19 protein-coding genes are annotated in these 22,260 nt (G+C 59.6%); 7 read left to right on the top strand and 12 right to left on the bottom strand.

Annotated features, from left to right (window positions below; translation table 11 throughout):
• Positions 1-14: 14 nt before the first annotated feature.
• The 3 genes from ubiD (at position 15) to BN1139_RS12385 (ending at position 3,562) form a co-directional block, all read left to right on the top strand.
• The gene (gene ubiD / locus BN1139_RS12395; RefSeq protein WP_005339421.1) at positions 15-1,484 is read left to right on the top strand and encodes a 4-hydroxy-3-polyprenylbenzoate decarboxylase; all 1,470 of its coding nucleotides are present in this window, start codon (positions 15-17) and stop codon (positions 1,482-1,484) included.
• A gap of 146 nt (positions 1,485-1,630) precedes the next feature.
• A complete protein-coding gene (fre, locus tag BN1139_RS12390) occupies positions 1,631-2,329 on the top strand; it encodes an NAD(P)H-flavin reductase (protein WP_005355899.1) in 699 nt (232 codons plus the stop codon).
• Positions 2,330-2,548: 219 nt separating this feature from the next.
• Positions 2,549-3,562, top strand: coding sequence for a GGDEF domain-containing protein (locus BN1139_RS12385; RefSeq protein ID WP_005355901.1), 1,014 nt, complete (start codon positions 2,549-2,551; stop codon positions 3,560-3,562).
• Positions 3,563-3,616: 54 nt separating this feature from the next.
• On the opposite strand, the gene ubiK is transcribed toward BN1139_RS12385, so the two are convergent.
• Positions 3,617-3,874, bottom strand: coding sequence for a ubiquinone biosynthesis accessory factor UbiK (gene ubiK, locus BN1139_RS12380; RefSeq protein WP_005339429.1), 258 nt, complete (start codon positions 3,872-3,874; stop codon positions 3,617-3,619).
• A 300-nt stretch (positions 3,875-4,174) separates the two neighbouring features.
• Between ubiK and BN1139_RS12375 the strand changes: the two genes are divergently transcribed.
• Entirely contained in the window at positions 4,175-6,610 is a 2,436-nt protein-coding gene (locus BN1139_RS12375; RefSeq protein WP_005355908.1) for a VolA/Pla-1 family phospholipase, read from the top strand.
• A gap of 66 nt (positions 6,611-6,676) precedes the next feature.
• Here BN1139_RS12375 and glpG read toward each other — a convergent pair whose 3' ends face one another.
• The 7 genes from glpG to BN1139_RS12340 form a co-directional block, all read right to left on the bottom strand.
• The gene (gene glpG / locus BN1139_RS12370; RefSeq protein ID WP_005355910.1) at positions 6,677-7,510 is read right to left on the bottom strand and encodes a rhomboid family intramembrane serine protease GlpG; all 834 of its coding nucleotides are present in this window, start codon (positions 7,508-7,510) and stop codon (positions 6,677-6,679) included.
• Positions 7,507-7,830: a thiosulfate sulfurtransferase GlpE gene (gene glpE, locus BN1139_RS12365; RefSeq protein WP_005355913.1), complete on the bottom strand. Its 324-nt coding sequence runs from the start codon at positions 7,828-7,830 to the stop codon at positions 7,507-7,509. Before glpE ends, glpG begins: the two co-directional genes overlap by 4 nt.
• Positions 7,831-7,952: 122 nt before the next feature.
• Positions 7,953-8,654 carry an ABC transporter ATP-binding protein gene (locus BN1139_RS12360; protein WP_005339433.1) on the bottom strand — a complete coding sequence of 234 codons (702 nt, stop codon included), beginning with the start codon at positions 8,652-8,654 and terminating at the stop codon, positions 7,953-7,955.
• Positions 8,655-8,664: 10 nt separating this feature from the next.
• Positions 8,665-9,438: a high-affinity branched-chain amino acid ABC transporter ATP-binding protein LivG gene (gene livG / locus BN1139_RS12355; RefSeq protein ID WP_005355916.1), complete on the bottom strand. Its 774-nt coding sequence runs from the start codon at positions 9,436-9,438 to the stop codon at positions 8,665-8,667.
• A gap of 100 nt (positions 9,439-9,538) precedes the next feature.
• Positions 9,539-10,807, bottom strand: a complete 1,269-nt coding sequence (locus BN1139_RS12350) for a high-affinity branched-chain amino acid ABC transporter permease LivM (protein ID WP_005355922.1) — start codon at positions 10,805-10,807, stop codon at positions 9,539-9,541.
• Entirely contained in the window at positions 10,807-11,733 is a 927-nt protein-coding gene (gene livH / locus BN1139_RS12345; protein WP_005339439.1) for a high-affinity branched-chain amino acid ABC transporter permease LivH, read from the bottom strand. Before livH ends, BN1139_RS12350 begins: the two co-directional genes overlap by 1 nt.
• A gap of 65 nt (positions 11,734-11,798) precedes the next feature.
• Entirely contained in the window at positions 11,799-12,920 is a 1,122-nt protein-coding gene (locus tag BN1139_RS12340) for a branched-chain amino acid ABC transporter substrate-binding protein (protein WP_005339442.1), read from the bottom strand.
• A 434-nt stretch (positions 12,921-13,354) separates the two neighbouring features.
• Between BN1139_RS12340 and BN1139_RS12335 the strand changes: the two genes are divergently transcribed.
• Positions 13,355-14,359: a substrate-binding domain-containing protein gene (locus BN1139_RS12335; RefSeq protein WP_005355925.1), complete on the top strand. Its 1,005-nt coding sequence runs from the start codon at positions 13,355-13,357 to the stop codon at positions 14,357-14,359.
• Positions 14,360-14,423: 64 nt separating this feature from the next.
• Here BN1139_RS12335 and BN1139_RS12330 read toward each other — a convergent pair whose 3' ends face one another.
• Together BN1139_RS12330 and BN1139_RS12325 are read right to left on the bottom strand one after the other, a co-directional pair.
• The gene (locus tag BN1139_RS12330; protein WP_013724223.1) at positions 14,424-15,749 is read right to left on the bottom strand and encodes a 6-phospho-alpha-glucosidase; all 1,326 of its coding nucleotides are present in this window, start codon (positions 15,747-15,749) and stop codon (positions 14,424-14,426) included.
• Positions 15,746-17,335 carry an alpha-glucoside-specific PTS transporter subunit IIBC gene (locus BN1139_RS12325; protein ID WP_013724222.1) on the bottom strand — a complete coding sequence of 530 codons (1,590 nt, stop codon included), beginning with the start codon at positions 17,333-17,335 and terminating at the stop codon, positions 15,746-15,748. The genes BN1139_RS12330 and BN1139_RS12325 overlap by 4 nt, the downstream gene beginning before the upstream one ends.
• Before the next feature lie 282 nt (positions 17,336-17,617).
• On the opposite strand from BN1139_RS12325, the gene BN1139_RS12320 reads away from it, so the two are divergent.
• Complete coding sequence (locus BN1139_RS12320; RefSeq protein ID WP_005355931.1) at positions 17,618-18,322, top strand: GntR family transcriptional regulator; 705 nt, start codon at positions 17,618-17,620, stop codon at positions 18,320-18,322.
• Between the two features lie 219 nt (positions 18,323-18,541).
• Positions 18,542-20,806 carry a methyl-accepting chemotaxis protein gene (locus BN1139_RS12315; RefSeq protein WP_005355932.1) on the top strand — a complete coding sequence of 755 codons (2,265 nt, stop codon included), beginning with the start codon at positions 18,542-18,544 and terminating at the stop codon, positions 20,804-20,806.
• Between the two features lie 74 nt (positions 20,807-20,880).
• Here BN1139_RS12315 and BN1139_RS12310 read toward each other — a convergent pair whose 3' ends face one another.
• Positions 20,881-21,375, bottom strand: a complete 495-nt coding sequence (locus BN1139_RS12310) for a DM13 domain-containing protein (RefSeq protein ID WP_005355933.1) — start codon at positions 21,373-21,375, stop codon at positions 20,881-20,883.
• A 113-nt stretch (positions 21,376-21,488) separates the two neighbouring features.
• A complete protein-coding gene (locus BN1139_RS12305; RefSeq protein ID WP_005355934.1) occupies positions 21,489-22,253 on the bottom strand; it encodes an EAL domain-containing protein in 765 nt (254 codons plus the stop codon).
• Between the last annotated feature and the right edge of the window lie 7 nt (positions 22,254-22,260).

Below are 22,260 nucleotides of genomic sequence, written 5' to 3'. Positions count from 1 at the left end.
GGTTGGGAACTTGCATGAAATACAAGGATTTGCGTGATTTCATCGCGCAGCTGGAACAAAACGGACAACTCAAGCGCATCACCCGCGAGATAGATCCCTATCTGGAGATGACCGAGATCAGCGATCGCACCCTGCGTGCGGGTGGCCCGGCTCTGCTGTTCGAAAATCCCAAAGGCTACACCATGCCGGTGCTGACCAACCTGTTCGGTACCCCGGATCGGGTTGCCATGGGCATGGGCCAGCCCGATGTGGGCGCCCTGCGTCAGGTCGGGGTCTGGCTCTCCTATCTCAAGGAGCCCGAGCCGCCCAAGGGATTCAAGGAGCTGATGGAGAAGCTGCCGATCTTCAAGCAGGTGCTCAACATGCCGACCAAGCGCCTCTCTTCCGCCCCCTGCCAGCAGGTGGTGCAGGAGGGAGATGCGGTCGATCTCGACCAGATCCCGATCCAGCACTGCTGGCCCGGCGATGTGGCGCCGCTGGTCACCTGGGGCCTCACCATCACCCGCGGCCCCTACAAGAAGCGCCAGAACCTCGGCATCTATCGCCAGCAGAAGATCGCCAAAAACAAGCTGATCATGCGCTGGCTGGATCATCGTGGCGGTGCCATCGATTTTCGCGAGTGGCAGGAGGCCCATCCCGGTGAGCGATTCCCGGTGGTGGTGGCGCTCGGCGCCGATCCGGCGACCATTCTCGGCGCGGTGACGCCGGTGCCGGATACCCTCTCCGAATATGCCTTTGCCGGTCTGCTGCGCGGCAGCCGTACCGAAGTGATCAAGGCCATCAGCTGCGATTTGGAGGTGCCCGCCAGCGCCGAGATCGTGCTGGAAGGCTATCTTGAGCCGGGTGAGATGGCGCCGGAAGGCCCTTATGGCGACCACACCGGCTACTACAACGAGGTGGACGAGTTCCCGGTCTTCACCATCACCCACATCACCAAGCGGCGCGATGCCATCTATCACAGCACCTACACCGGCCGTCCGCCCGATGAACCGGCGGTGCTGGGTCTGGCGCTGAACGAGGTGTTTGTGCCGCTGCTGCAGAAGCAGTTCCCCGAGATTGTGGACTTCTATCTTCCGCCGGAGGGGTGCTCCTACCGGATGGCGGTGGTGACCATCAAGAAGCGTTACCCGGGCCACGCCAAGCGGGTGATGCTGGGGGTCTGGTCATTCCTGCGCCAGTTCATGTACACCAAGTTCGTGGTGGTGTGTGACGATGACGTCAACGCCCGCGACTGGAAGGATGTGATCTGGGCCATCACCACCCGGATGGACCCGGCACGGGACACCACCTTGATCGAGCACACCCCGATCGACTATCTGGACTTCGCCTCGCCGGTCTCCGGCCTCGGCTCCAAAATGGGGCTGGATGCCACCAACAAGTGGCCGGGCGAGACCAATCGGGAGTGGGGTCAGCCCATAGTTCAGGATGAGGCGGTGAAGCAGAAGGTTGATGCCATCTGGGATGAGCTCAATATCCTCGGATGAGGCAAACATGACAGCTTTGCTGCAAAAAGTGATGCGATCCGCACTGATTTGAGTATTCTCGACTGACGGGGCCAGGGCTGCTGGTCGTCACTCCATAGTGAAACAATGAGCGAAGCGGGCCGAGCGAGCCCGCCACAAGGACAAGAATGCAACGTATCAAATGCCGCGTAGAGGAACTGCGCGAATATGTCGACACCATCTGGCATGTGGCCCTGACGCCGCAGCAAGCGATCAGCTTCAAGCCGGGCCAGTATCTGCTGGTGGTGATGAGCGATTCGGACAAGCGCCCCTTCTCCATCGCCAACTCGCCGACCCGCCCGGGCGTGCTGGAGCTGCAAATTGGTGCCACTCCCGAAAACGCCTACGCCGGTCAGGTGCTGGCCCGCATGCGCGAGCAGGGCGAGATCGAGGTCGAATTGCCGGCTGGCAAGGCGTTCCTGCGCGATGAGTCTCCCCGTCCGCTGATCCTGATGGCGGGCGGCACCGGCTTCTCTTACGCCCGCTCCATTCTGGAGTACCTGATCGACACGGGCAGCAAGCGTCCGGTGTTCTTCTACTGGGGTGTGCGTCAGGCTCACTGGCTCTATGAGCTGGAGCAGATGCAGCAGTGGGAGCGTGACTATGCGCCGCTCACCTTTATCCCGGTGGTGCAGGAGCCGGAGGCTGACTGGACCGGCAAGTGCGGGCTGGTGCACAAGGCGATCATGGATGACTTCGTCAGCCTCCACGACTACGACATCTATGTCGCCGGCCGTTTCGAGATGGCGGGGGCCGCGCGGGAGGAGTTCAAGATCCTTGGCGCCGAGCCGGAGCGCATCTTTGGTGACGCCTACGAATTTATCTGACGGGATCCCCGCTTGGATGACGCAGCCCCCGGTTTTGCCGGGGGCTTTTGTTTTTGTGGCCGCCGCAGTACCTGATCGTACCGAATGGTTGGATTATCGCGGCGTTATCCCATTATTTTTCAATATTTTGGCTATGAGTGGCTACTAATCGAGCCTAGCTGATGGCATCTTTGTGGGGGATTGACAAGAGCATCCATAGAGCAAGCACAAGGAGGCGCAGTGTTGAGTGAAGAGGGCAGGGCATCTGCGGAGGATGACAGGGGAGAGACCGGCTCTGTCGAGCGGGTCGCAACGCTGATCCCGTCCCCTCATGGCGGTGAAATGGCTCGTTTGCAGGCAGAGATCGCCGCTTTGCAGCATGAAAACGGCCTGTTGCAGGAGAAGCTCAACGCCGCCCTCGATGGCACCGGCATCTGTCTCTGGCAGGGCACCATTCCCACCGGCGAGCTGCGGGTCTTCAATCTGCAGAACTTTCAGGCCGGTGACATGGCCCCTCATTTCGATCAGTGGAGCGCCAAGCTCCATCCCGACGATCGCGCCCATGCCATGGGCAGCTACTTTGCCCACCTTGAGGGCAAAACTCCCTTCTATGAAGCCGAATACCGCACCATCAATCCGCAAGGCGAGGTCACCTGGCTGTGGGATAGGGGACGGGTCGTCGATCGGGATGGAGATGGAAAGCCGCTGCGGATCATGGGCTCCCATATCGATATCACCCAGCGCAAGGCCTATGAGCAGCGACTGGCTGAGCGAGCCAACAGCGACGCACTGACCGGCTTGCTCAACCGGCAGGGGTTTGGCAAGGCGTTTGCCCAGCTGCAGCCGCAAGGTGCGGGGGCGCTGCTCTTTATCGATCTGGATGATTTCAAAGGGATCAATGACCAGCTGGGGCACGCCTGCGGCGATCTGGTGTTGCAGCAGATGGCGGATTGGCTGCGCCTTATTATGCCTGGCTCGGCGCTATGTGGCCGTTACGGCGGCGACGAGTTTGTGGTGCATCTGCACCGGGATGTGTCGAGCCATGGCCTGGCGCAACTGGCTGACGCCCTGATCAGCCGGATGCATGGCTATGTGCCCAAACCCGGTTGCCCGCAACGGGTGGGGCTGAGTATCGGCATTGCCCTTTGGGAGGAGGAGCCATTGAGCTTCCGGCAGGCATTGGAGGTGGCCGACAGGGCCATGTATGAGGCCAAGGCGCGCGGCAAGCGAGCCTGGTATCTGCTTCAGGTGTGATGGTTTTTACAGGTTCAATACAAAGCAAAAACCCCAGCCGAGCTGGGGTTTTCGTTATTCGCCTTTGGCGCCGAGCTGCTGCTCGAGCTGAGCCAGCTTGCTTTCGAGGGCGGCCAGTTTTTCACGGGTACGCAGCAGCACCTTGGTCTGCACGTCGAACTCTTCGCGGCTGACCAGATCCAGCTTGCCCAGCTGGGCTTGCAGTACCTGACGCATCTTCTTCTCGGCCTCTTCACCCATGCTGCGAATGCCGGGCGGCAGGGAGTTGTGCACCTGCTTGGCGATCTCTTCCAGTTTCTTCGGGTCGATCATGATGTCCTCCTTAAGCGTTGGCGGACATTCTACCGACAATTCCCCCACTTTGCCGAGATCGCGGCGGCTTTTTAGTCGTGATGGTGCCCGCTGGCTGGTCGGGTCTGGTGATGGGGCCACAACTGCTACCCTTGCGCCCCTTTGTTAACCTGAAACCATGACATGCACCACAAAGCTGAGCCAGAACTGTCCGGCATGAGTCTTATTTGGTGTTGGTTTTATGTTAACGTTTTGCAGTCGAGGTCGTGATGACCCCGTTGGCTTGTGATGGATAACAACCTTATAAAAAGAGAATAAAAAATGAAGAAGAAGCTAATTTATGCAGCTGTTGTCAGCGCCCTGCTGGCCGGATGTGGTGGAGATGACAACAAGGGAGACACCACCAGCTCCCTCGACTACGTCCTGAGTGGCGCCAACGGGGTGCGCCCGAGCGTGCTGGCCCCCCGTGCCAGCGACGGTACCCTGAAGTTTTCGACAGAAACTGCTGATCTGTCGAACCCGGTATCTGCCCTCTCCACCCTGGATGGCTGGTCAACCACCCAACCGGTCCAGCTGGTACCGGCGACCGTGACCGGTGTCTCTGTGCCGGCACCGGCGGCCAGCGAGTATGCCTCTGCCGTTGCGCCCCTCTACCTGCTCGAGCTCACGCTGGATCCGGTCACTCTGCAACCCAACGGAGTCAAGGGCGGCAAGCCACTGGTTTATGGGACCGACTTTGTGGTCACTGGCGGGGACGGCAAGCTCAATCTGGTTCCGCTCAAGCCGCTCAATCCCTCTTCTTACTACATGATCGTGGCGACCGATGCCCTCAAGGACAGTCGCGGCACACCGCTCAAGGCGGGAGGCGATTACAGCAGCTTCAAATCGACAGCTGGCGCAACTACTCAGGAGCAGACCATCAACGGCCTGATCTCGCTGCAGGAAGGTCTGTTCAAGGCGGCCACCGGGATCACCAGCGACCGGGTGATCTTCTCCGACTGGTTTGCCACCCAATCTGGTGCCGATGTGCTGCTGGCGGTGAAGAGTGCCGCCGCTTCCGTGCTGAAGAGCCCGAGCCTGGACGCCGCGGCGCTGTGGAAACAGGATGCCAAGGGCAACACCAGCCTGCCAGCAACCTATACCATCAATGGTCTTAATGGCGGGGTGGATTTTCTGACCCAGCTGGCGAATGAGCCATTCTTGCCGCAGAAAGATCGTGATGCGATTGCTGCCGCTGTGGCGGCTAATGGCACCCTCAACGGAGTCGCAGCGGCGACCAAGGTTTATACCGGCACCGTCAAACTCCCTTACTTCCTCTCTACACCCGCGATAGCTGGCTCATGGGACAAGGCCAAGACCCAATCCTGGCACGGCGCCATTCCCAGCCTCTATGCCATCGCCAACGCGCTGAAAGCGGGCGATACCGAGGTGATCGGTGGGCTGGTTGGGGCGGGCGTGGACCCGGCATTGCTGGGTGAGCTGATCGCCGACCCGAGCCGTCAGAGTGAACTGCTGACCGAGGCGAGCAAGCTGATCGGGGTGACCCTCACCTCCGATGGCAAGCCGCTGGATGCCGAGCGCAATATCGGCCGTTTCAACCCGTTGCCGACCCTGACCGAAGTACAATCGGTACCGCTGCGGATCTTCGCCGCCGCACCGCTCAATACCATCACCGATGTGATCATCTATCAGCACGGGGTTACCTCCATCAAGGAGAACGCCTATGCGCTGGCGCTGGGCCAAATCGGCGCCGGTGCCACAGCCAGCAAGAGCGTCGCTGTGGTAGTGATCGATCACCCACTGCACGGCGAACGTGGCTACGCCTTGAGCGGCAGCATGGATACCGTCACCACCTCCGAGAACCCGACTCCCTACCTGAATCTGGGCTATCTGACGGTGGCGCGGGACAACCTGAAGCAGAGCGTGGCGGATCTGCTGGGGCTGCGACTGGCTGTCGGCCTGGCCAATGCCAAGGGGCTGGGTGGCCAATTGGGTGGTGCCGGTCTGAAAGTTCACTTCCTCGGTCACTCACTCGGTGCCATTACCGGGGCCAATCTGCTGGCTGTCGCCAACCAGACCACCGGCAGTGCTCAGGCTGATGCCCTGTTCAAGTTCGATACCGGTGGTCTGGCGATGCCGGGTGGCGGCATCGCGCCGTTGTTGCTCAACTCGCCGAGCTTCGGGCCGACCATCAAGATGAGCGTGCTCACCTCGGGCAGTCCGGCGCTGAAAGCGGGCTTTACCGCCTATGCACCGAATTGCAAAACGGCTGCCGCCACTTGCTTCGTCAACGAGTTCCTGCCCAGTCTGGATGCCGCCACGCAGGCGGGTGCGGCGAGCACCTTGCAGAGCTATACCTTTGCCGCCCAGTCAGTGCTGGACTCTGCCGACCCGATCAATCTGGGCAGTGGCATCGCCAAGAGCTTCCCGCTGTTCGCGACCGAAATTGTTGGCGATGGTGCGCTCAATCTGCCGGATCAGGTGATCCCCAACAGCATCGCCTCTGCGCCGCTGGGTGGCACCGAGCCGCTGTTCCGGGTGCTGGGTTTGCAAGAGCTGAAGGGTTCCGGCGTGCTCCCGGCGGGTCACCATGCTGCGCGCTTCCTGAAAGGGGGTCACAGCTCGCTGCTGGCTCCTGACGAGAACTTCGATCAGGCTGGCGCGGTCACCACCGAGATCCAGACCCAGTTCGCCAGCTTCTTTATGAGTGGCGGTGCGGCGGTCAAGGTGACTGACGACACCCTGATCAAGCAGTAACTGCCCATTGCGTAAAAAAACGCCGCCCTTCGGGGCGGCGTTCTCGTTTCTGCGGCTGCTGAAAAATCAGGTCGGCTGGTGGTTGCGATCCAGCCAGCCTTGCAGCAGGCCGACCAGCAGACCGGTCAGGTGGGCGATGTTGGCGGTGCTGGTGCCGAGCATGTCGAAGAAGCCGAGCACCATCCAGAACAGCATAAAACCCATCAATGCTGGTGGCAGAGTCAGGCCACAGGCCGGTTGCAGCTTGCTGCGCAGCCAGCAGTAGCCGAGCAGGGCATAGACCACGCCGGAGAGGCCGCCAAACAGCGGGCCGCTGGCAAAGAACTCGGCGATATTGGGCAGGGCGGCGCCCACCAGCAGCAGGATCAGCAGCTTGCCGCTGCCGAGGCGCTGCTCGATCTGGCCGCCGAGATACCACCACCAGAGCAAGTTGAATACCAGATGGAGCACCGAGAAGTGGATCAGGGCGGGGGTGAAATAGCGCCACGCCTGCCAGTCGGTGAACTGGGCCAGCGTCGGGTGGAATGCCAGTTCATCGTAGATGGGCAGGCCGATGGTCTCGATCCCGTAGATGGCCAGACAGGCGATGATGACCACCAGCGTCAGTGGCCCCGCCTGATGGAGAAAATCGGTGATGGGGTCCGTCATCCCCTTGCTGTAGTCGATGCGGGCATCGGCGCGGCCGGATTGCCAGGAGGCCTCCATGTAGCGCGGGTGGCCCGGCTCGGCCAGAAAGCGCTTCACCTCCAGCTGGGCCTGAGCGAGGCGTTGCTCGTCCGCCAGCCAGATCGTGACCCCCAGCTCGGACTGGGTCAGCTCGCAGGAGATGCCCAAGGTCGCCAGATAGTCCACCAGCGCCTGCGCCATGCGGGCGTTGTCGAGCACCAGCAGCTGGATCATGCCTCGCCTGCCTCGATGGGAAACTCCCGGCGCCACGCTTCGAAGCCGCCATCCAGACTGTAGACCTCGTCATAACCCTGTTGCAGCAGGTATTGGGCCGCCCCCTGACTGCTGTTGCCGTGATAGCACATCACGATGACCGGGGTATCGAAATCCACTTCATTCATAAAGCGTACCAGCGTGCCATTGGTGAGGTGGAAGGCGCCGACCGCGTGGGCCGCTTCAAAGGATTGCGGGTCGCGAATATCCACCAGACGGGCTTCACCCGCGCTCAGTTTCTGGTGGGCATCATGGGCATTGATATGGGCAAACTGGTCCATCGGGATGTCCTGCGAATAGGTTGATTACGGGCCAGTGTACCGCAAGCTTGGGCGCAAACTAACCCCACAAAAGATAAGGGAGCCAGCGGCTCCCTTGTTGATATGGCATGCGGGTCAGTGGGTTAACCGCCCAGATAGGCCTGCCGCACGGCCGGGTTGGCCAGCAGGGCGGCTCCTGTGTCTTGCAGCACCACGTGGCCGTTCTCCAGCACATAACCGCGGTCGGCCAGCTTGAGCGCCTGGTTGGCGTTCTGCTCCACCAGAAAGATGGTCATCCCCTTCTGCCGCAACTGCTCTATGGTGTCGAAGATCTGCTGGATGACGATGGGGGCCAGCCCCAGCGAGGGTTCATCCAGCAGCAGCAAACGCGGTTTGCTCATCAGGGCGCGGCCGATGGCCAGCATCTGTTGCTCGCCGCCGGACATGGTGCCCGCCCGCTGTTCCAGTCGTTCGTGCAACCGCGGGAACAGGGTGAACACCTGATCCAGCAGGCCATGCTGCTCTGCCTTGTCGACGAAGAAGGCGCCCATCAGCAGGTTCTCCTCCACCGTCAGGCGGGCGAAGATGCGACGCCCCTCCGGCACCACGGCGATATCCTTGCGCATGATGCGGGCGGTGGTGAGGGAGCTGATCTGTTCCCCCTCAAACCAGATTGAGCCGCTGCTGGGCTTGGGCTCACCGCAGAGGGTCATCAGCAGGGTGGTTTTGCCAGCGCCGTTGGCACCGATCAGGGTGACGATTTCCCCCTCTTTCACCTCGACGCTGACATCGTGCAGTGCCTGAATTTTGCCGTAGTGGGTCGATACGTTGCGAAGTTCTAACATCTTGTTTTCCTTACGACTCGCCCAGATAGGCCTTGATCACTGCCGGATTGTTGCGGATTTCATCCGGCTTGCCGTGGGCCAGCGGGGTGCCCTGGCTGACCACGAAGATGCGGTTGGAGATGCCCATCACCAGCTTCATATCGTGTTCGATCAGCAGCACCGAGACCCCGAATTCGTCCCGCAGGCTCATGATCAGCTCATCCAGCTCGTCGGTCTCCTTCGGGTTGAGGCCGGCGGCCGGTTCATCCAGCATCAGCAGCTCGGGACGGGTCGCCATGCAGCGGGCGATCTCGAGCCGGCGCTGCTGACCGTAGGCCAGGTTGCCGGCAGCGCGGTTGGCGAGATCTTTGAGCCCCACTTTATCCAGCCAGAAGGCGGCCCGCTCCAGCCCCTCCTGCTCGGCACGGCGAAAGGCCGGGGTCTTGAACAGACCGGCGATAAAGCTGGTGTTGAGGTGCTGGTGCTGGGCAACCAGCAGGTTCTCCACCGCTGTCATCTCCTTGAACAGCCGCACGTGCTGGAAGGTACGCACAATCCCCTTGCGGGCGATGAGGTGGCCGGGCAGCCCCTGGATCTCCTCACCCTTGTAGCGGATGGTGCCGCCGCTCGGGCTGTAGAAGCCGGTCAGGCAGTTGAAGATGGTGGTCTTGCCCGCGCCGTTGGGGCCGATGATGGAGATCACCTCGCCCTTGTCGATATCCAGTTTGACCCCGTTGACGGCCAGCAGGCCCCCGAAGCGCATCGACAAATCAGAGACTTCCAATAACTTTTGATTAGTACTCATTTTCTCAGCTCCCGTTTCAAGGTGGAGCGAGTCACTACCAGCCATTCAGCCACATAGCGCATCGACAGATCAGAGACATCTATGAACTTCTGATGAGTACTCATTTCTTCAACTCCAGATGCGGACGGGTCATCGGCAGCAATCCCTGTGGCCGCCAGATCATCATGAACACCATCAAGAGGCCGAACATCAGCATGCGGTACTCGTTGAATTCGCGGGCCAGCTCCGGCAGCACCGTCATCACGATGGCAGCCAGCACCACCCCGATCTGGGAGCCCATGCCACCCAGCACCACAATGGCGAGCACGATGGCCGACTCGATAAAGACGAAGGATTCCGGGCTGATAAAGCCTTGCCGTGAGGCAAAGAAGCTGCCGGCAAAGCCCGCGAAGGTGGCGCCTATGGTGAAGGCGGTCAGCTTGATGATGGTGGGGTTGAGCCCCAGCGATTTGCAGGCGATCTCGTCTTCCCGCAGCGCTTCCCAGGCGCGGCCAAGGGGCATGCGCAGCAGGCGGTTGATGACGAACAGGGTCACCACCACCAGCACCAGCGCCATCAGGTAGAGGAAGATCACCTTGTGGTTGGCGTTGTAGGTAATGCCGAAGAAGTTGTGGAAGGTATCAAAGCCCCCATCCTTGACGGTGCGGTTGAACTCCAGACCCCCCAGCGTCGGCTTGGGGATGCCGGATATGCCGTTCGGGCCGCCGGTCAGGGTAGTCATGTTGTTGAGCAGGATGCGGATGATCTCGCCAAAACCCAGGGTGACGATGGCCAGATAGTCCCCCCGCAGCCGCAGCACCGGGAAACCGAGCAGGAAGCCGAAGGTCGCAGCCATCAGCCCGGCGATGGGCAGGCACTCCCAGAAGCTCAGTCCGAAGTAGGTGTTGAGCAGGGCATAGCTGTAGGCACCGACCGCGTAGAAGCCGACATAGCCGAGATCGAGCAGACCGGCGAGGCCGACCACCACGTTCAGCCCCAGCCCCAGCATGATGTAAATCAGGGTGAGGGTGGCGAGATCGATGGCGCCGCGAGAGGCCATAAAGGGCCAGCTCACCGCGAACAGCAGCACCAGCACGGCGGTGAGGTTATAGAGCTTGGGCGCCTCTTCCGGGCTCGGCAGCACCAGCTTGGTGAAGCCGACCGAGAAGCCGCTGATGGAGGCCTGAAACAGCTTGGCGATCTGGCCGCGCAGCATCTGGAACCAGAAAACGAGGGTGGCGCCGCCCAGTAGCCAGGCCAGCGACACATCGAGGCGGCTCACTACCTGCAGGCTGGAGCCATCGGTCTCCAGCTTGAAGCCGAGCAGCCAGAAAGAGAGCACCAGCAGCACCAGGCTGGCGATACAGGCGTGGATAAATTGATGTTTCATCACACTTTCTCCACTTCCGGACGACCCAGGATGCCAGTAGGCATAAAGAGCAGCACAAAAATGAGCAGGGCAAACGCCATCACATCCTTGTATTCGGTGCTGAGATAACCGGCGGTGAGCGCTTCAACCACGCCGAGCAGCAGGCCGCCCAGTACGGCGCCCGGAATGCTGCCGATACCGCCCAGCACTGCGGCAGTGAAGGCCTTCAGACCGGCCATAAAGCCGAGGTAGGGGTTGATGACGCCGTAATACATGCCGAGTAGCACCCCGGCGACGGCGGCCAGCGCGGCCCCCAGCACGAAGGTGATGGAGATGACCACGTGGGTGTCGATGCCCAGCAGGTTGGCCATCTTGATATCTTCCGAACAGGCGCGGCAGGCGCGGCCCATGCGGGAGCGGCCGATGAACTGGGTCAGCGCCAGCATGGTGATGAAAGTCACCACGAAGATGATCAGCTGCATATAGGAGAGGCTGGCCTGAAAGCCATCCTCACCCCCCAGGGTCCAGCCGCCGGAGATCAGGCTGGGCATGGCGATATCCCGCGAGCCCTGTGCCATCCGCATCATGTTCTGCAGGAAGATCGACATACCGATGGCGGAGATGAGGGGGATCAGCCGGTTGCCACCGCGCAGTGGCCGGTAGGCGACCCGCTCGATGCTCCAGCCATAGGTGCCGGTGATGATGATACTGACCAGGAAGGCGCCTCCCAGCAGTAGAAAGGTGCTGTCGATGCCCATCATCATGAGCCCCGCCATCACCATAAAAGCGACATAGGAGCCGATCATGTACACCTCGCCGTGGGCGAAGTTGATCATGCCGATGATGCCATAGACCATGGTGTAGCCAATGGCGATCAACGCATAGGTGCTGCCTATGGTTAATCCGTTCAGCAGTTGCTGAACGAGATAAAGGAGGTGTTCGGACATACTGCGTTCCCTGTACTTGCCCGCAAAGAGAGGAGGGGGTGAGCGTACTCACCCCGATCGGCAGATTATTTGACTTGGCTGGAAGTACCGTCAGCGTGCCACTGGAACACACCGAATTCGAAGCCTTTCAGGTCACCGTTCGGTGCCCAGGTCAGGGGGCCCATCACGGTATCGATCGGCGCAGCCTTGATGGCGGCGGCAACGGCAGCCGGGTCATCTTCACCCGCCTTGGCGATACCGGCTGCCAGGGTTTGCACCGCGGCATAGGTAGTCCAGACGAACGGGCCGGAGGAGTCCTGACCCTTGGCCTTGAACGCCGCCACCAGCGGGGCGTTGGCAGGCACCAGATCATACTTGTTCGGCAGGGTCACCAGCAGGCCTTCGGAAGCCGGGCCGCCGATGGCGGAGATATCCTTGTTACCCACCCCTTCCGGGCCCATGAACTTTGCTTTCAGCCCCTTCTCGCCAGCCTGACGCAGGATCAGACCCAGCTCAGGGTGATAGCCGCCGTAGTAGACGAAATCGACGTTCTCTTTCTGCAGTTTGGCGATCAGGGCGGAGAAGTCCTTGTCACCGGCGGTGATCCCTTCAAAGGCCACCACTTTCACGCCAGCCTTGTCGAGCGCCGCTTTGACGCTGGAGGCGATTCCTTCACCGTACTGCTTCTTGTCGTGGATAACGGCCACGCGCTGGGGTTTGACCTGCTCGATGATGTACTTGGCGGCAGTCGGGCCCTGATCGCTATCCAGGCCGATGGTGCGCAGGGTCAGCTGGTAACCGCGCTCGGTGATCTTGGGGTTGGTGGAGGCAGGGGTGACCATCAGGATCCCCTCGTCTTCATAGATGTCGGAGGCGGGCAGGGTGTTGTCGGAGCAGAGGTGACCGACCACGAACTTGACGCCGTCGTTCACCACCTTGTTGGCAACGGCCACCGCCTGTTTGGGATCGCAGGCATCGTCATAGACGACCGCTTCGATCTGCTTGCCATTAATGCCGCCAGCCTTGTTGATCTGCTCTACCGCCATCTTGCCGCCGGTGAACTGCATGTCCCCGTACTGGGCGACCGGGCCGGTGACCGGGCCTGCGATACCGATCTTGATGGTGTCTGCCGCGTGGGCGATGGAGATCGATCCAAACAGAGCCAAAGAAACCGCTGCGCCAACTGTGATTTTGCTCAACTTATGCATTGATTCGTCCCTTAATCAGTGGATTGTTTCATTTCCGTGTGCCATTCCGGATCTACATCCCGTGCATCCGGCTATAGGTATGGTTCTATCATTCCTCACGGGGCAATAACAAGCTGTTAAAGATACTAACCAGAGGGGGTTGGATGGGCGGATTTTGAAATAAATGACCTGTTATTTTCCGCTAATCAGAGCTTAATTTTGATTTGTTGACTTAACATCTTGGTAACGAGAGGCGATTCTGACAAACGCCAGAGGATTAATCTGGCGATATTTTACTCTGACAGCGCTCCCATTTTGACCACAATCCATTTGCGCAAACAAAAATGAGCGCCTAAATTAGCCGGCATTGACAATTCCGTGGCAGAGCTCGTTAAAACCAAGCCTTTATTCGGGAAATCTGCTAATGTTCCGCCTTTGACAGTCAGGAGACAGAGATGGCCACTATCAAGGATGTCGCCTCGCGCGCAGGCGTATCCATCTCCACCGTCTCACATGTGCTCAACCACACTCGGCGGGTCAGCGAAGACGCGACCCAGAAAGTGATTGAGGCGGTGGCAGAACTCAACTACGCGCCCAACTCGGTAGCGCGCAGTCTTAAAATAAATTCGACCAAGACCATTGGCATGCTGGTTACCACCAGCGTAAACCCCTTCTTCGCAGAAGTGGTGCAAGGGGTTGAAGCGTACTGCTTCGAACAGGGCTACAGCCTGATCCTCTGCAACACCGAAAACCAGCCGCCTCGCCAACAGCATTACCTGAGAATGCTGATGGAAAAACGGGTGGATGGACTGCTGGTATTGGGTACCGATATCGACACCCCGTTGCGTGACATGCTGCGCATCCACAAGAACGTGCCGCAGGTGGTACTGGATTGGGGCACGGAGTGCGATTTCGCCAACGTCATCAACGACAACGCCCGCATCGGCGCCCGCATGGCCGTTCGCCATCTGCTGGAGCTGGGGCACCGCGACATCGTCTGCATCACTGGCCAGCTCTCCAAGCCGACCACCCAGCAGCGACTGGACGGGGTACGTGATGCGCTGGGCGAGCACGGTCTGACCCTCAAAGATGAGCAGGTCTTTGAAGGGGATTACGAGAGCCAGAGCGGCTTCGATGCCATGCAGCGCATCCTGGCCCTGCAGCCTCGTCCGACCGCGGTCTTTGCCTTCGACGATCCCATGGCGATCGGCGCGATTTGCGCTGCCTGGGAAGCCGGAGTCAAGGTGCCGGACGATATCTCCATCATCGGCTACGACGATGTGGAGATGGCGCGCTTCTCCAGCCCGCCGCTGACCACCATCCGCCACCCGAAGGCCGAACTGGGCCAGCTGGCGGTGAAGCATCTGGTCAGCCGGATCCGCAACAAGGAGCTGGAAGTGGAGTCGATGACGGTACAGCCCGAGCTGATCGTCCGCCGCTCGGTCAAACCGCTGCGTTAATCCGCACCCGTTGCCAAGACGAAAAACCCCCTCTGTCACGAGGGGGTTTTTGTTTATGGGCGGTTTATTTCAGTTCCGGCCAGTAGGCTTTGTTGGCCTCTATCAAGTCATCGAGAATGGACTTGGCCACCGATGCACTGGGCACTGTCTTGGATAGGGTGATCGCTTGCCACAGCTTCTGGTAAGAGTGCTCGACCCAGGCTTCGACCACCAGTTTCTCGACCGCGACCTGCTGGCCCATCATGCCTTGCTGGAACAGCGGGATGCTGCCCACTTGCAACGGCTCTGGCCCGCTGCTGCCGACCAGGCAGGGGATCTCGACCATGGCTTCCGGGTCAAAGTTGGGGATAGCGCCGCGATTGGGAACGATCAGCAGCATCCGCTCCTGGGTGTTGAAGGCGATGGCGGTTGCCAAGTCCACGATATAGGAGGCGTGTTCATCGATCTCCAGCTCGCCCGCTGTTGAATTACCTGCCTTGACGATGTCGCTACAGGCGGTGAAGACCTGCTTCTCGCGGTGCTCCATCACCTCGTTGGCACGGGTGTGTTCCGGGTTGGAGTGGGCCACCACATAGTCCGGGTAGAGGTAGTACTTCAGATAGGTGTTAGGCAGGGTATCCGGGTCGAGCGCCCACACATCCTTTGCCTTGGCGAAGGTATCGTTCCAGCTTGCTTCGGCATGGCTGGCGCTATTGGGCACATAGCCGTGGCGGGCGACGTGCTCCTTGATCTTCGGCATCAGGTCGTTGCCTTCCAGATCTTCGATGCGGGTCCACCAGCCAAAGTGGTTGAGGCCGTAATAGCGTACCCGCATCTCTTTGCGGGATTTGAGACCGGCAATCTGGGCCATGCGCCCCTCGATCCCGATCGGCATGTCGCAGATGTTGAGGATTTTGGCGTTGGGACGCAGGCGACGGGTCGCTTCGGCGACGATGGCGGCCGGGTTGGAGTAGTTGAGCATCCAGGCATTGGGTGAGTACTGCTCCATATAGTCGACCAGCTCCAGCACCCCGCCGATGGAGCGCATGCCGTAGGCGATACCGCCCGGGCCGCAGGTCTCCTGACCGACCACGCCATGACGCAGCGGGATCTTCTCGTCCAGCTCGCGCATCGGATATTTGCCAACCCGGATATGGGCCATGACGAAATCTACATCGCTAAACGCTGCTTTGGGGTCGGTGCCATAGCTGAAGGCGATCTCGGGAGCCTTCTCTTTCAGCAGGATTTTGCAGGCTTCGGCGATGATCTCCTGACGGTCACCATCGTTGTCGTAGAATTTGATCTCCTTGAGCGGGAAGCGATGTTGATTTTCCAGCAACATCAGAACGATACCAGGAGTAAAAGTGCTGCCACCACCGGCAATGACTACAGAGAATTTTTTCATGATCATGACTCCATTACTAAAGACGATTGTTGATGACTGTTGTTCATAATCGATTCCATATTTTCACGTACCTGAGGTACATGCAGACCGATAATTACCTGGATACTATCGCCATGGCGGACGACACCATGGGCCCCTAATTTAATAAACGCCTCATCTGCAGCGGCTAGCTTGCTGTTAACCAGCGATATTCTTAAGCGCGTGGCACAATTATTCAGACTGCGTATATTTTTAACTCCACCAAGCGCTTCGATAATTTGTGTTGCACTATCACTGCCACGCTGATTTTTGGCTGCCTGATAATCTGACTTGGAATAAAGCTTTATTTCACTGTCTTCCCGGCCCGGTGTTTTAAGATTGAGCCTGATAATCAGCGCGCGGAATATCAGGAACCAGATTCCGGTAAAGACCAACCCGATGGCGATCTGGGTGAACATCATTCCCGCATGGTTGTGGAACATGGGTATCCAGTTCTGCGGCAGGAACTGGTCGAGCAGACCTCCACCCATGTTGCCGACCACACCAAACAGGTACATCACAGTCGACATGGTGGCTGCCAGCAGAGCGTGGATGGCAAACAGCAGCGGCGAGATGAAGAGGAAGGTGAACTCCAGCGGCTCGGTGATGCCGACCAGAATGGCGGTCAGGGTGGCCGGGATCAGCAGGCCTGCCACCTTGGCCTTGTTCTCTTTGGCTGCCGTGGCATAGATGGCCAGGGCAATCCCCATGGCACCGAAAATCTTCGAGTTGCCATGCAGGGCAAAACCACCCTGAGGGAACTGCTCAATCAGCGGGCGAGTGCTCTGGCTGAACTCCAGCATGTGCTGCGCCCAGTAGAGCTGAATGCCCCCCTCTACTGCCGCTGGGCCGAAGATGAAGGGGCCGTAGATAAAGTGATGCAGGCCGGTCGGGATCAAAATCCGCTCGAGGAAGGTGTATACCCACACCCCGACCGGACCCGAGACCAGCATGAAATTCTGCAGGGAGGCGATGCCCATCTGTACTTTTGGCCAGCCAAGCAGGGTCAGCCAGGCGCAGGGGATCATCACGAAGAAGGCGACAATGGTGACAAAGGAGCTGCCCTGAAAGATGCCGAGAAAGACCGGCAGTTGGCGATCAAACAGGCGGTTGTGCAGTGCCGTCACGATGCCGGAGATGACGATGGCCCCTATGATGCTGGTATCCAGGGTCTTGATCCCCGCCACCATGGCGAGGCCACTTTCCCCCCCCACATCCTGACTGAAGTCGACCCCGAAATAACTGCCCCAGGTCATGCCCATAGCGTTGATAAAATAGTTCCAGGTCATGAAACTGACCAATACAGCCAGACAGGCTCTGGCTTGTGCCTTATTTGCCAGACCGATTGGCAGGCCAATCGCAAATATAAGCGGCATATTCCTGAATACTGTCCAGCCACCCTCTTCAATAATATGGATGATCTGGAAGAATAATCCTTGTTGGTTTGCCAGTGATTCACCGACAAACATCGGGTTTTTCAGCATAATTGCAATGCCTACTACCATACCTGCAAAAGGAAAAAGCAGTACAGGAGTGAACATTGCTCCGCCAAAACGTTGAATTTGACTGAGCATATATTGTCCCTTGGTTGAAATAGCTAATCGAATCCTTGCCGGTGTTGCCAGATGCAAATTAGCAACGATAAAAAGAGACCTCATGAAATATCTTGGAATAATGTGATCTGACGCATGTAGTTATTTAGACAAAGATGTCTAACTTTTGCGATATTGTTGTACCTCTTGGTTTTGTGATGTTCTTGCAGCTTTAGTTGAAAGTTAAGTTATTGTTTTTAAGCAATTTAGCCACTTGATTGAGAATAAGATGGTTGGCGTTGTGACCACAGGAGATGTCTAGCAGTGATCTATAAATCGGTGGCTGATCGACTCAGGATCAGGGTAAACGGTGCCGAGTGCCGGGTGGGAGATGTGTTGCTGGGCGAAAAAGCGCTGGCAGAACAGTATGGTGTCTCCCGCATGACCATTCGCAAAGCGGTAGACATGTTGATCGAGTGGGGATTGGTCGAGCGGCGCCACGGCAGCGGCACCTATGTGACGAAAAAGGATGTCCAGCATGAGACCAAAGGGCTGAGCGGGTTTACCGAACTGATGCGCGAGCAGGGGCGCACGTTGGCCAGCCAGGTGTTGGAATTTCGCACCATGCCTGCGCCACCGGCCATCGCCAGTCAGCTGAGGGTGAAGGTGAATGAACCCGTCTATTACTCCAGCCGGATCCGCTCGGTGGATGGTCGGGCTCTGCTGCTGGAAGAGAGCTATATGCCGGTCAGACTGTTTCGCAATCTGTCGGTCGCCCATCTGGAAGGGTCCAAATTCGACTACATCGAACGGGAGTGCGGCATCGCGATTGCGGGTAACTATGAGTGCTTCAGTGCCGTGCTGGCGGATCGGGTTACTGCCGAGCTGCTCCATATCGAGCAGGGGGCCCCTATCCTGCGGCTCACCTCGCTCTCATACAGCGAGAGCGGAGAGTTCCTCAACTACTCCATCATGTTCCGCAATGGTAACGACTACCATGTCGACTACCACCTGCACCGTTTTCGTTAATCCGCTCGCCAGCCTGCGGGTTGGTTATTGGCTGGATGCAGGGCCTCTCACGAAGCAGGGAATGGCCCTCTATCTGGTGGATATTCCCCCTGTTTGACCCATCTCGCATTTTGCCTGTTAATCGTTTGATCAATATCAACAAAGGGTTAAGTTCTGATGGACTCCCGACTTAACCGTTCCATCCTGTAGGTTGGGTATGACTGTCAAGGATGGTGTCTTATGTTCCCCCCTCGCAAGCTGGGTCACCAGATCACGCTGCTGGCAATTGGCGGCATCGTATTGCTCGCCGTGGTGCTGCTTACCTTTAATCTGTTTGAAAATCGCCAGCGGGCGCTCGCGGCCGAGCAGGCTGCACTGCGGAGCCAGCTCCAGAACGTGGAAGCGGTGATCAAAAACACCAGCCATGAAACCGTGCTGGCGGCGACCCTGATCGCCCAGCGGCCGGATGCAGCAAAGGCGGTGGCCGACAAGGATTGGCAGACCCTCGCCAATCTGTTTGATCCGCTCTGGCCCGCCCTCAAGGCGCAGGGGATCGAGCAGTTCCAGTTCCACCTGCCGCCTGCCACCTCCCTCTATCGGGTACACAAGCCTGAAAAGCACGGTGATGACCTCTCTGCCATTCGCCCCACTGTGGTTGAGGTGAATCGCGAGCATCATGCCGTTGGCGGACTGGAGATTGGCGTGGCTGGTACCGGTTTGCGCGGGGTCGTGCCGGTCACCTTCAACGGGCAGCCGGTCGGTTCGGTGGAGTTCGGTCGTGCTCTGGATGAAAAGCTGTTTGGCCAACTGCTGGACAAGCAGGTGCAGCTCGCCATCTATCTGTTTGAGCAGGGCAAGCTGGTGACGCTGGTTGGCACATCCCGGCTTGGTGAGGTGATGGAGTGGTATCAGCCGGTACTGGCCGGTGAGGAACGCTTCGTCAATATGACGCAACAGGGGAGTGATTTGCTGGTGATGGCGGCCCCCCTGCGCGATTACTCCGGCAAGGCGGTCGGTATCATCGAGTTGACCCGGGATCACAGTCTGGTCGCGGCCGATCTGGCGCGTCAGGGCTGGCAGATGGCGATCATCTCTCTGGTAGGGGCTCTGGTGATTGCCATGGTGATGGCGTTTGCACTCAATCGCATCAATCGACCACTGCTCGACAGCGTCAAGGCGCTGGAGGCGCTGGCCAATGGCTCCGGCGATCTCGGCAGCAAGCTGCCGGTGGCAGGGCCGGAGGAGATCCGTCGCCTCGGGTCGGCGTTCAATGGCTTTGTTGCCAAGATCCGCGACACCATCAGCCAGCTCACCGCCACTCTGGGCGAACTGGCTGGCGAGAGTGAGCGGCTTTCGCGCAGTGCGGCGGGCAACCTTGGCAGCATGACGCGCCAGCAGGAGCAGACCACCCAGCTCGCCACCGCCATGACCGAGATGACCAGCACGGTACACGAGGTGGCCAACAACACGGCACAGGCGGCCGAAGCGGCCAACGAAGCGGACAATCAGGCGGTCACCGGCGATGAGGTGGTGCAGCAGAGCGTCAACATGATCGAACAACTGGCGGAGGAGATCGCCAGCGCGGGAAACACGGTGAAAGAGGTCGCCAAGGCCAGCGAGCAGATTGGCTCGGTGCTGGCGGTGATCCAGTCCATCGCCGAGCAGACCAACCTGCTGGCCCTCAACGCCGCCATAGAGGCGGCCCGGGCCGGTGAACAGGGGCGCGGTTTTGCGGTGGTGGCCGACGAGGTGCGCTCGCTGGCCGGGCGCACCCAGCACTCCACCGCCGAGATCCGCGGCACCATCGAGCAGTTGCAACGGGCGGTGGGTACCACGGTGACCATGATCGAACACAGCGTCTCGCGGGCCGGGGAGTCGGTGGAGCGGGCCAATCAGGCGGGAGAAGCCCTCGGTCGGATCAAGGGGGCGGTCAACAGCATTCGCGACATGAACACCCAGATCGCCACCGCTTCGGAGGAGCAGTCCTCGGTGAGCGACGAGATCACCCGCAATATCGTCAGCGTCCATGAGATCTCCCAGGCCACCACGCTGGTGGCGCGGGATACCGCCCATATCGCCAGCCATGTGGCGACCCTGGTGGACAAGCTGGGGGATCTGGCCGGACAGTTCCAGGATGGCTCCAACGTGCGGATGGTGCTGAGTCGCGCCCGCGCCGCTCATATGGGCTGGAAGACTCGGGTGCGTGCCTATCTGGATGGGCAGGAGGGGCTGTCGCGCAGCGAGGCGGTTAGCGACAAGGAGTGCCGTCTTGGCCACTGGTACTTCAGCGAAGGGCAGGCATGCTGCGGCGATCAACCCGCCTTCAGGGCGATGGCCGCCCCCCACGCCAGATTGCATCAGGTGATCCAGCAGGTTATCGAGCTGAAAAATCAGCACAAGCATGAAGAGGCGGAGGCGCTCTATCGCGAGATCGAGCAGAACTCTGAGCAGGTAGTGGGCTGCATCGATCAGCTGCTGCGGGAGATGACCAAGCCGGAGCGTTAATGACGAGCGGGCCGGATAGCCAAAGGGCTGACAGCGATGTCAGCCCTTTTGCATGGTGCGGGTCTGGGGCGAGGTTACTGCTCCGGACGCAGATCCTGATAACGGGCGGCGGTGATGAACTGGCCGAAGGTTTCACACCAGACGATCACGCTGCTGAAGCGGGCCGGATCGATCGTGGCGGGCAGCGGCACGATAAAGTTGTCGAAGGTCTTCACCGGCCCCACTCGCACCATCTGATCCTTGAGGCGGGCAAAATCGGCTTCGGTCTCGACAAACTCGGGGGAGAGGTAGAGCTGGTAGTCCGGCCCGGGGGCCAGCTTGCCCATCAGACTGACGGCATCCGACCCTATGCTCACCTTGCCTTCCCCCCAGTGCAGCCGATCGCTGTCTTTCAGATCCCGGCGAAAGGTGCCGTGGAATCTCGCCTGCTGCTGGCTGGCCGCGACCTGCTCGGTATCAGGTGCGGGTGGCGCTATCAGGATCGGCAGGGTATAGACACCGGCGGCAAAGCCTGCCGCCGCGACCAGCAGATGGGTGCCCAGCAGCAGGGCCATGGTTTTGCGTCTCATGATATCTCGGTCGTTGATGAACAGGTGCCAGCATCATAGCAGTGGTGCTGGCTAAACCGCTTGTCATCCAGCGCTATGGAGCCGGATGTTTGCGCAGCCGCGGTTGATATGGCTTACAAGCTGGCGAAATCCACCTCGGGCAGGGTTTCAAAGCCGGGGCGGGCAAACAGATAGCCCTGCATCAGGCTGATGCCCATCTCCCGCAGGCAGGCCATCTCTTCGCGGGTCTCGATCCCCTCCGCCAGCGGGGTGATCTGCAGCTCGGCAAACAGGGCCAGACAGTGGCGCACTATGGCTTGTCGGGTCGGGTCATGGTCGATGCCGCGCAGCAGGTGCATATCGAGTTTGACGATGTTGGGGTGAAAATCGGCCAGCAGGTTGAGGCCCGAGTAACCGGCGCCAAAGTCATCGATCGCCGTTTTGAAACCGAGCGCCTGATAGTGATCGACGATACCGCGAAGATGCTGGCTGTCTTGCACCTGCTCCACCTCGGTCAGCTCGAACATGATCTGCTCGATGGGGAAGTGGTGCTCGCGGGCCGCCTGCAGGGTGGTGCGGATGCAGCGCTCCGGGCGGTAGACCGCATTGGGCAGAAAGTTGATGCTCAGCATGCCCCGCATATCGAGCCGGGCGGCCAGCGCGATGGCCTTGATCCGGCACAGCTGGTCGAAGCGGTAGCGGTTGTCGTCGTTGACCCGGGCAATCACGCTCTGCGCCGGTTCGTTGTTGATCCCCCGCACCAGCGCCTCGTAACCGAATATGGTGCGCTGGCTGCAATCGACGATGGGCTGAAAGGCCATGGTGAAGTCGAAATCGAGATCTGCTTTCTCCTGACACAGCTGGCAGATGGCGGGGGACGGGGCGGCAGGTATATCCATGACTCTC

The sequence above is a fragment of the Aeromonas veronii bv. veronii genome, assembly GCF_000820225.1.
In the GTDB taxonomy this organism is placed as follows: domain Bacteria; phylum Pseudomonadota; class Gammaproteobacteria; order Enterobacterales; family Aeromonadaceae; genus Aeromonas; species Aeromonas veronii.
The sequence above is the reverse complement of the archived record's forward strand: the minus strand, read 5'-3'. Positions and strand labels throughout refer to the sequence as shown.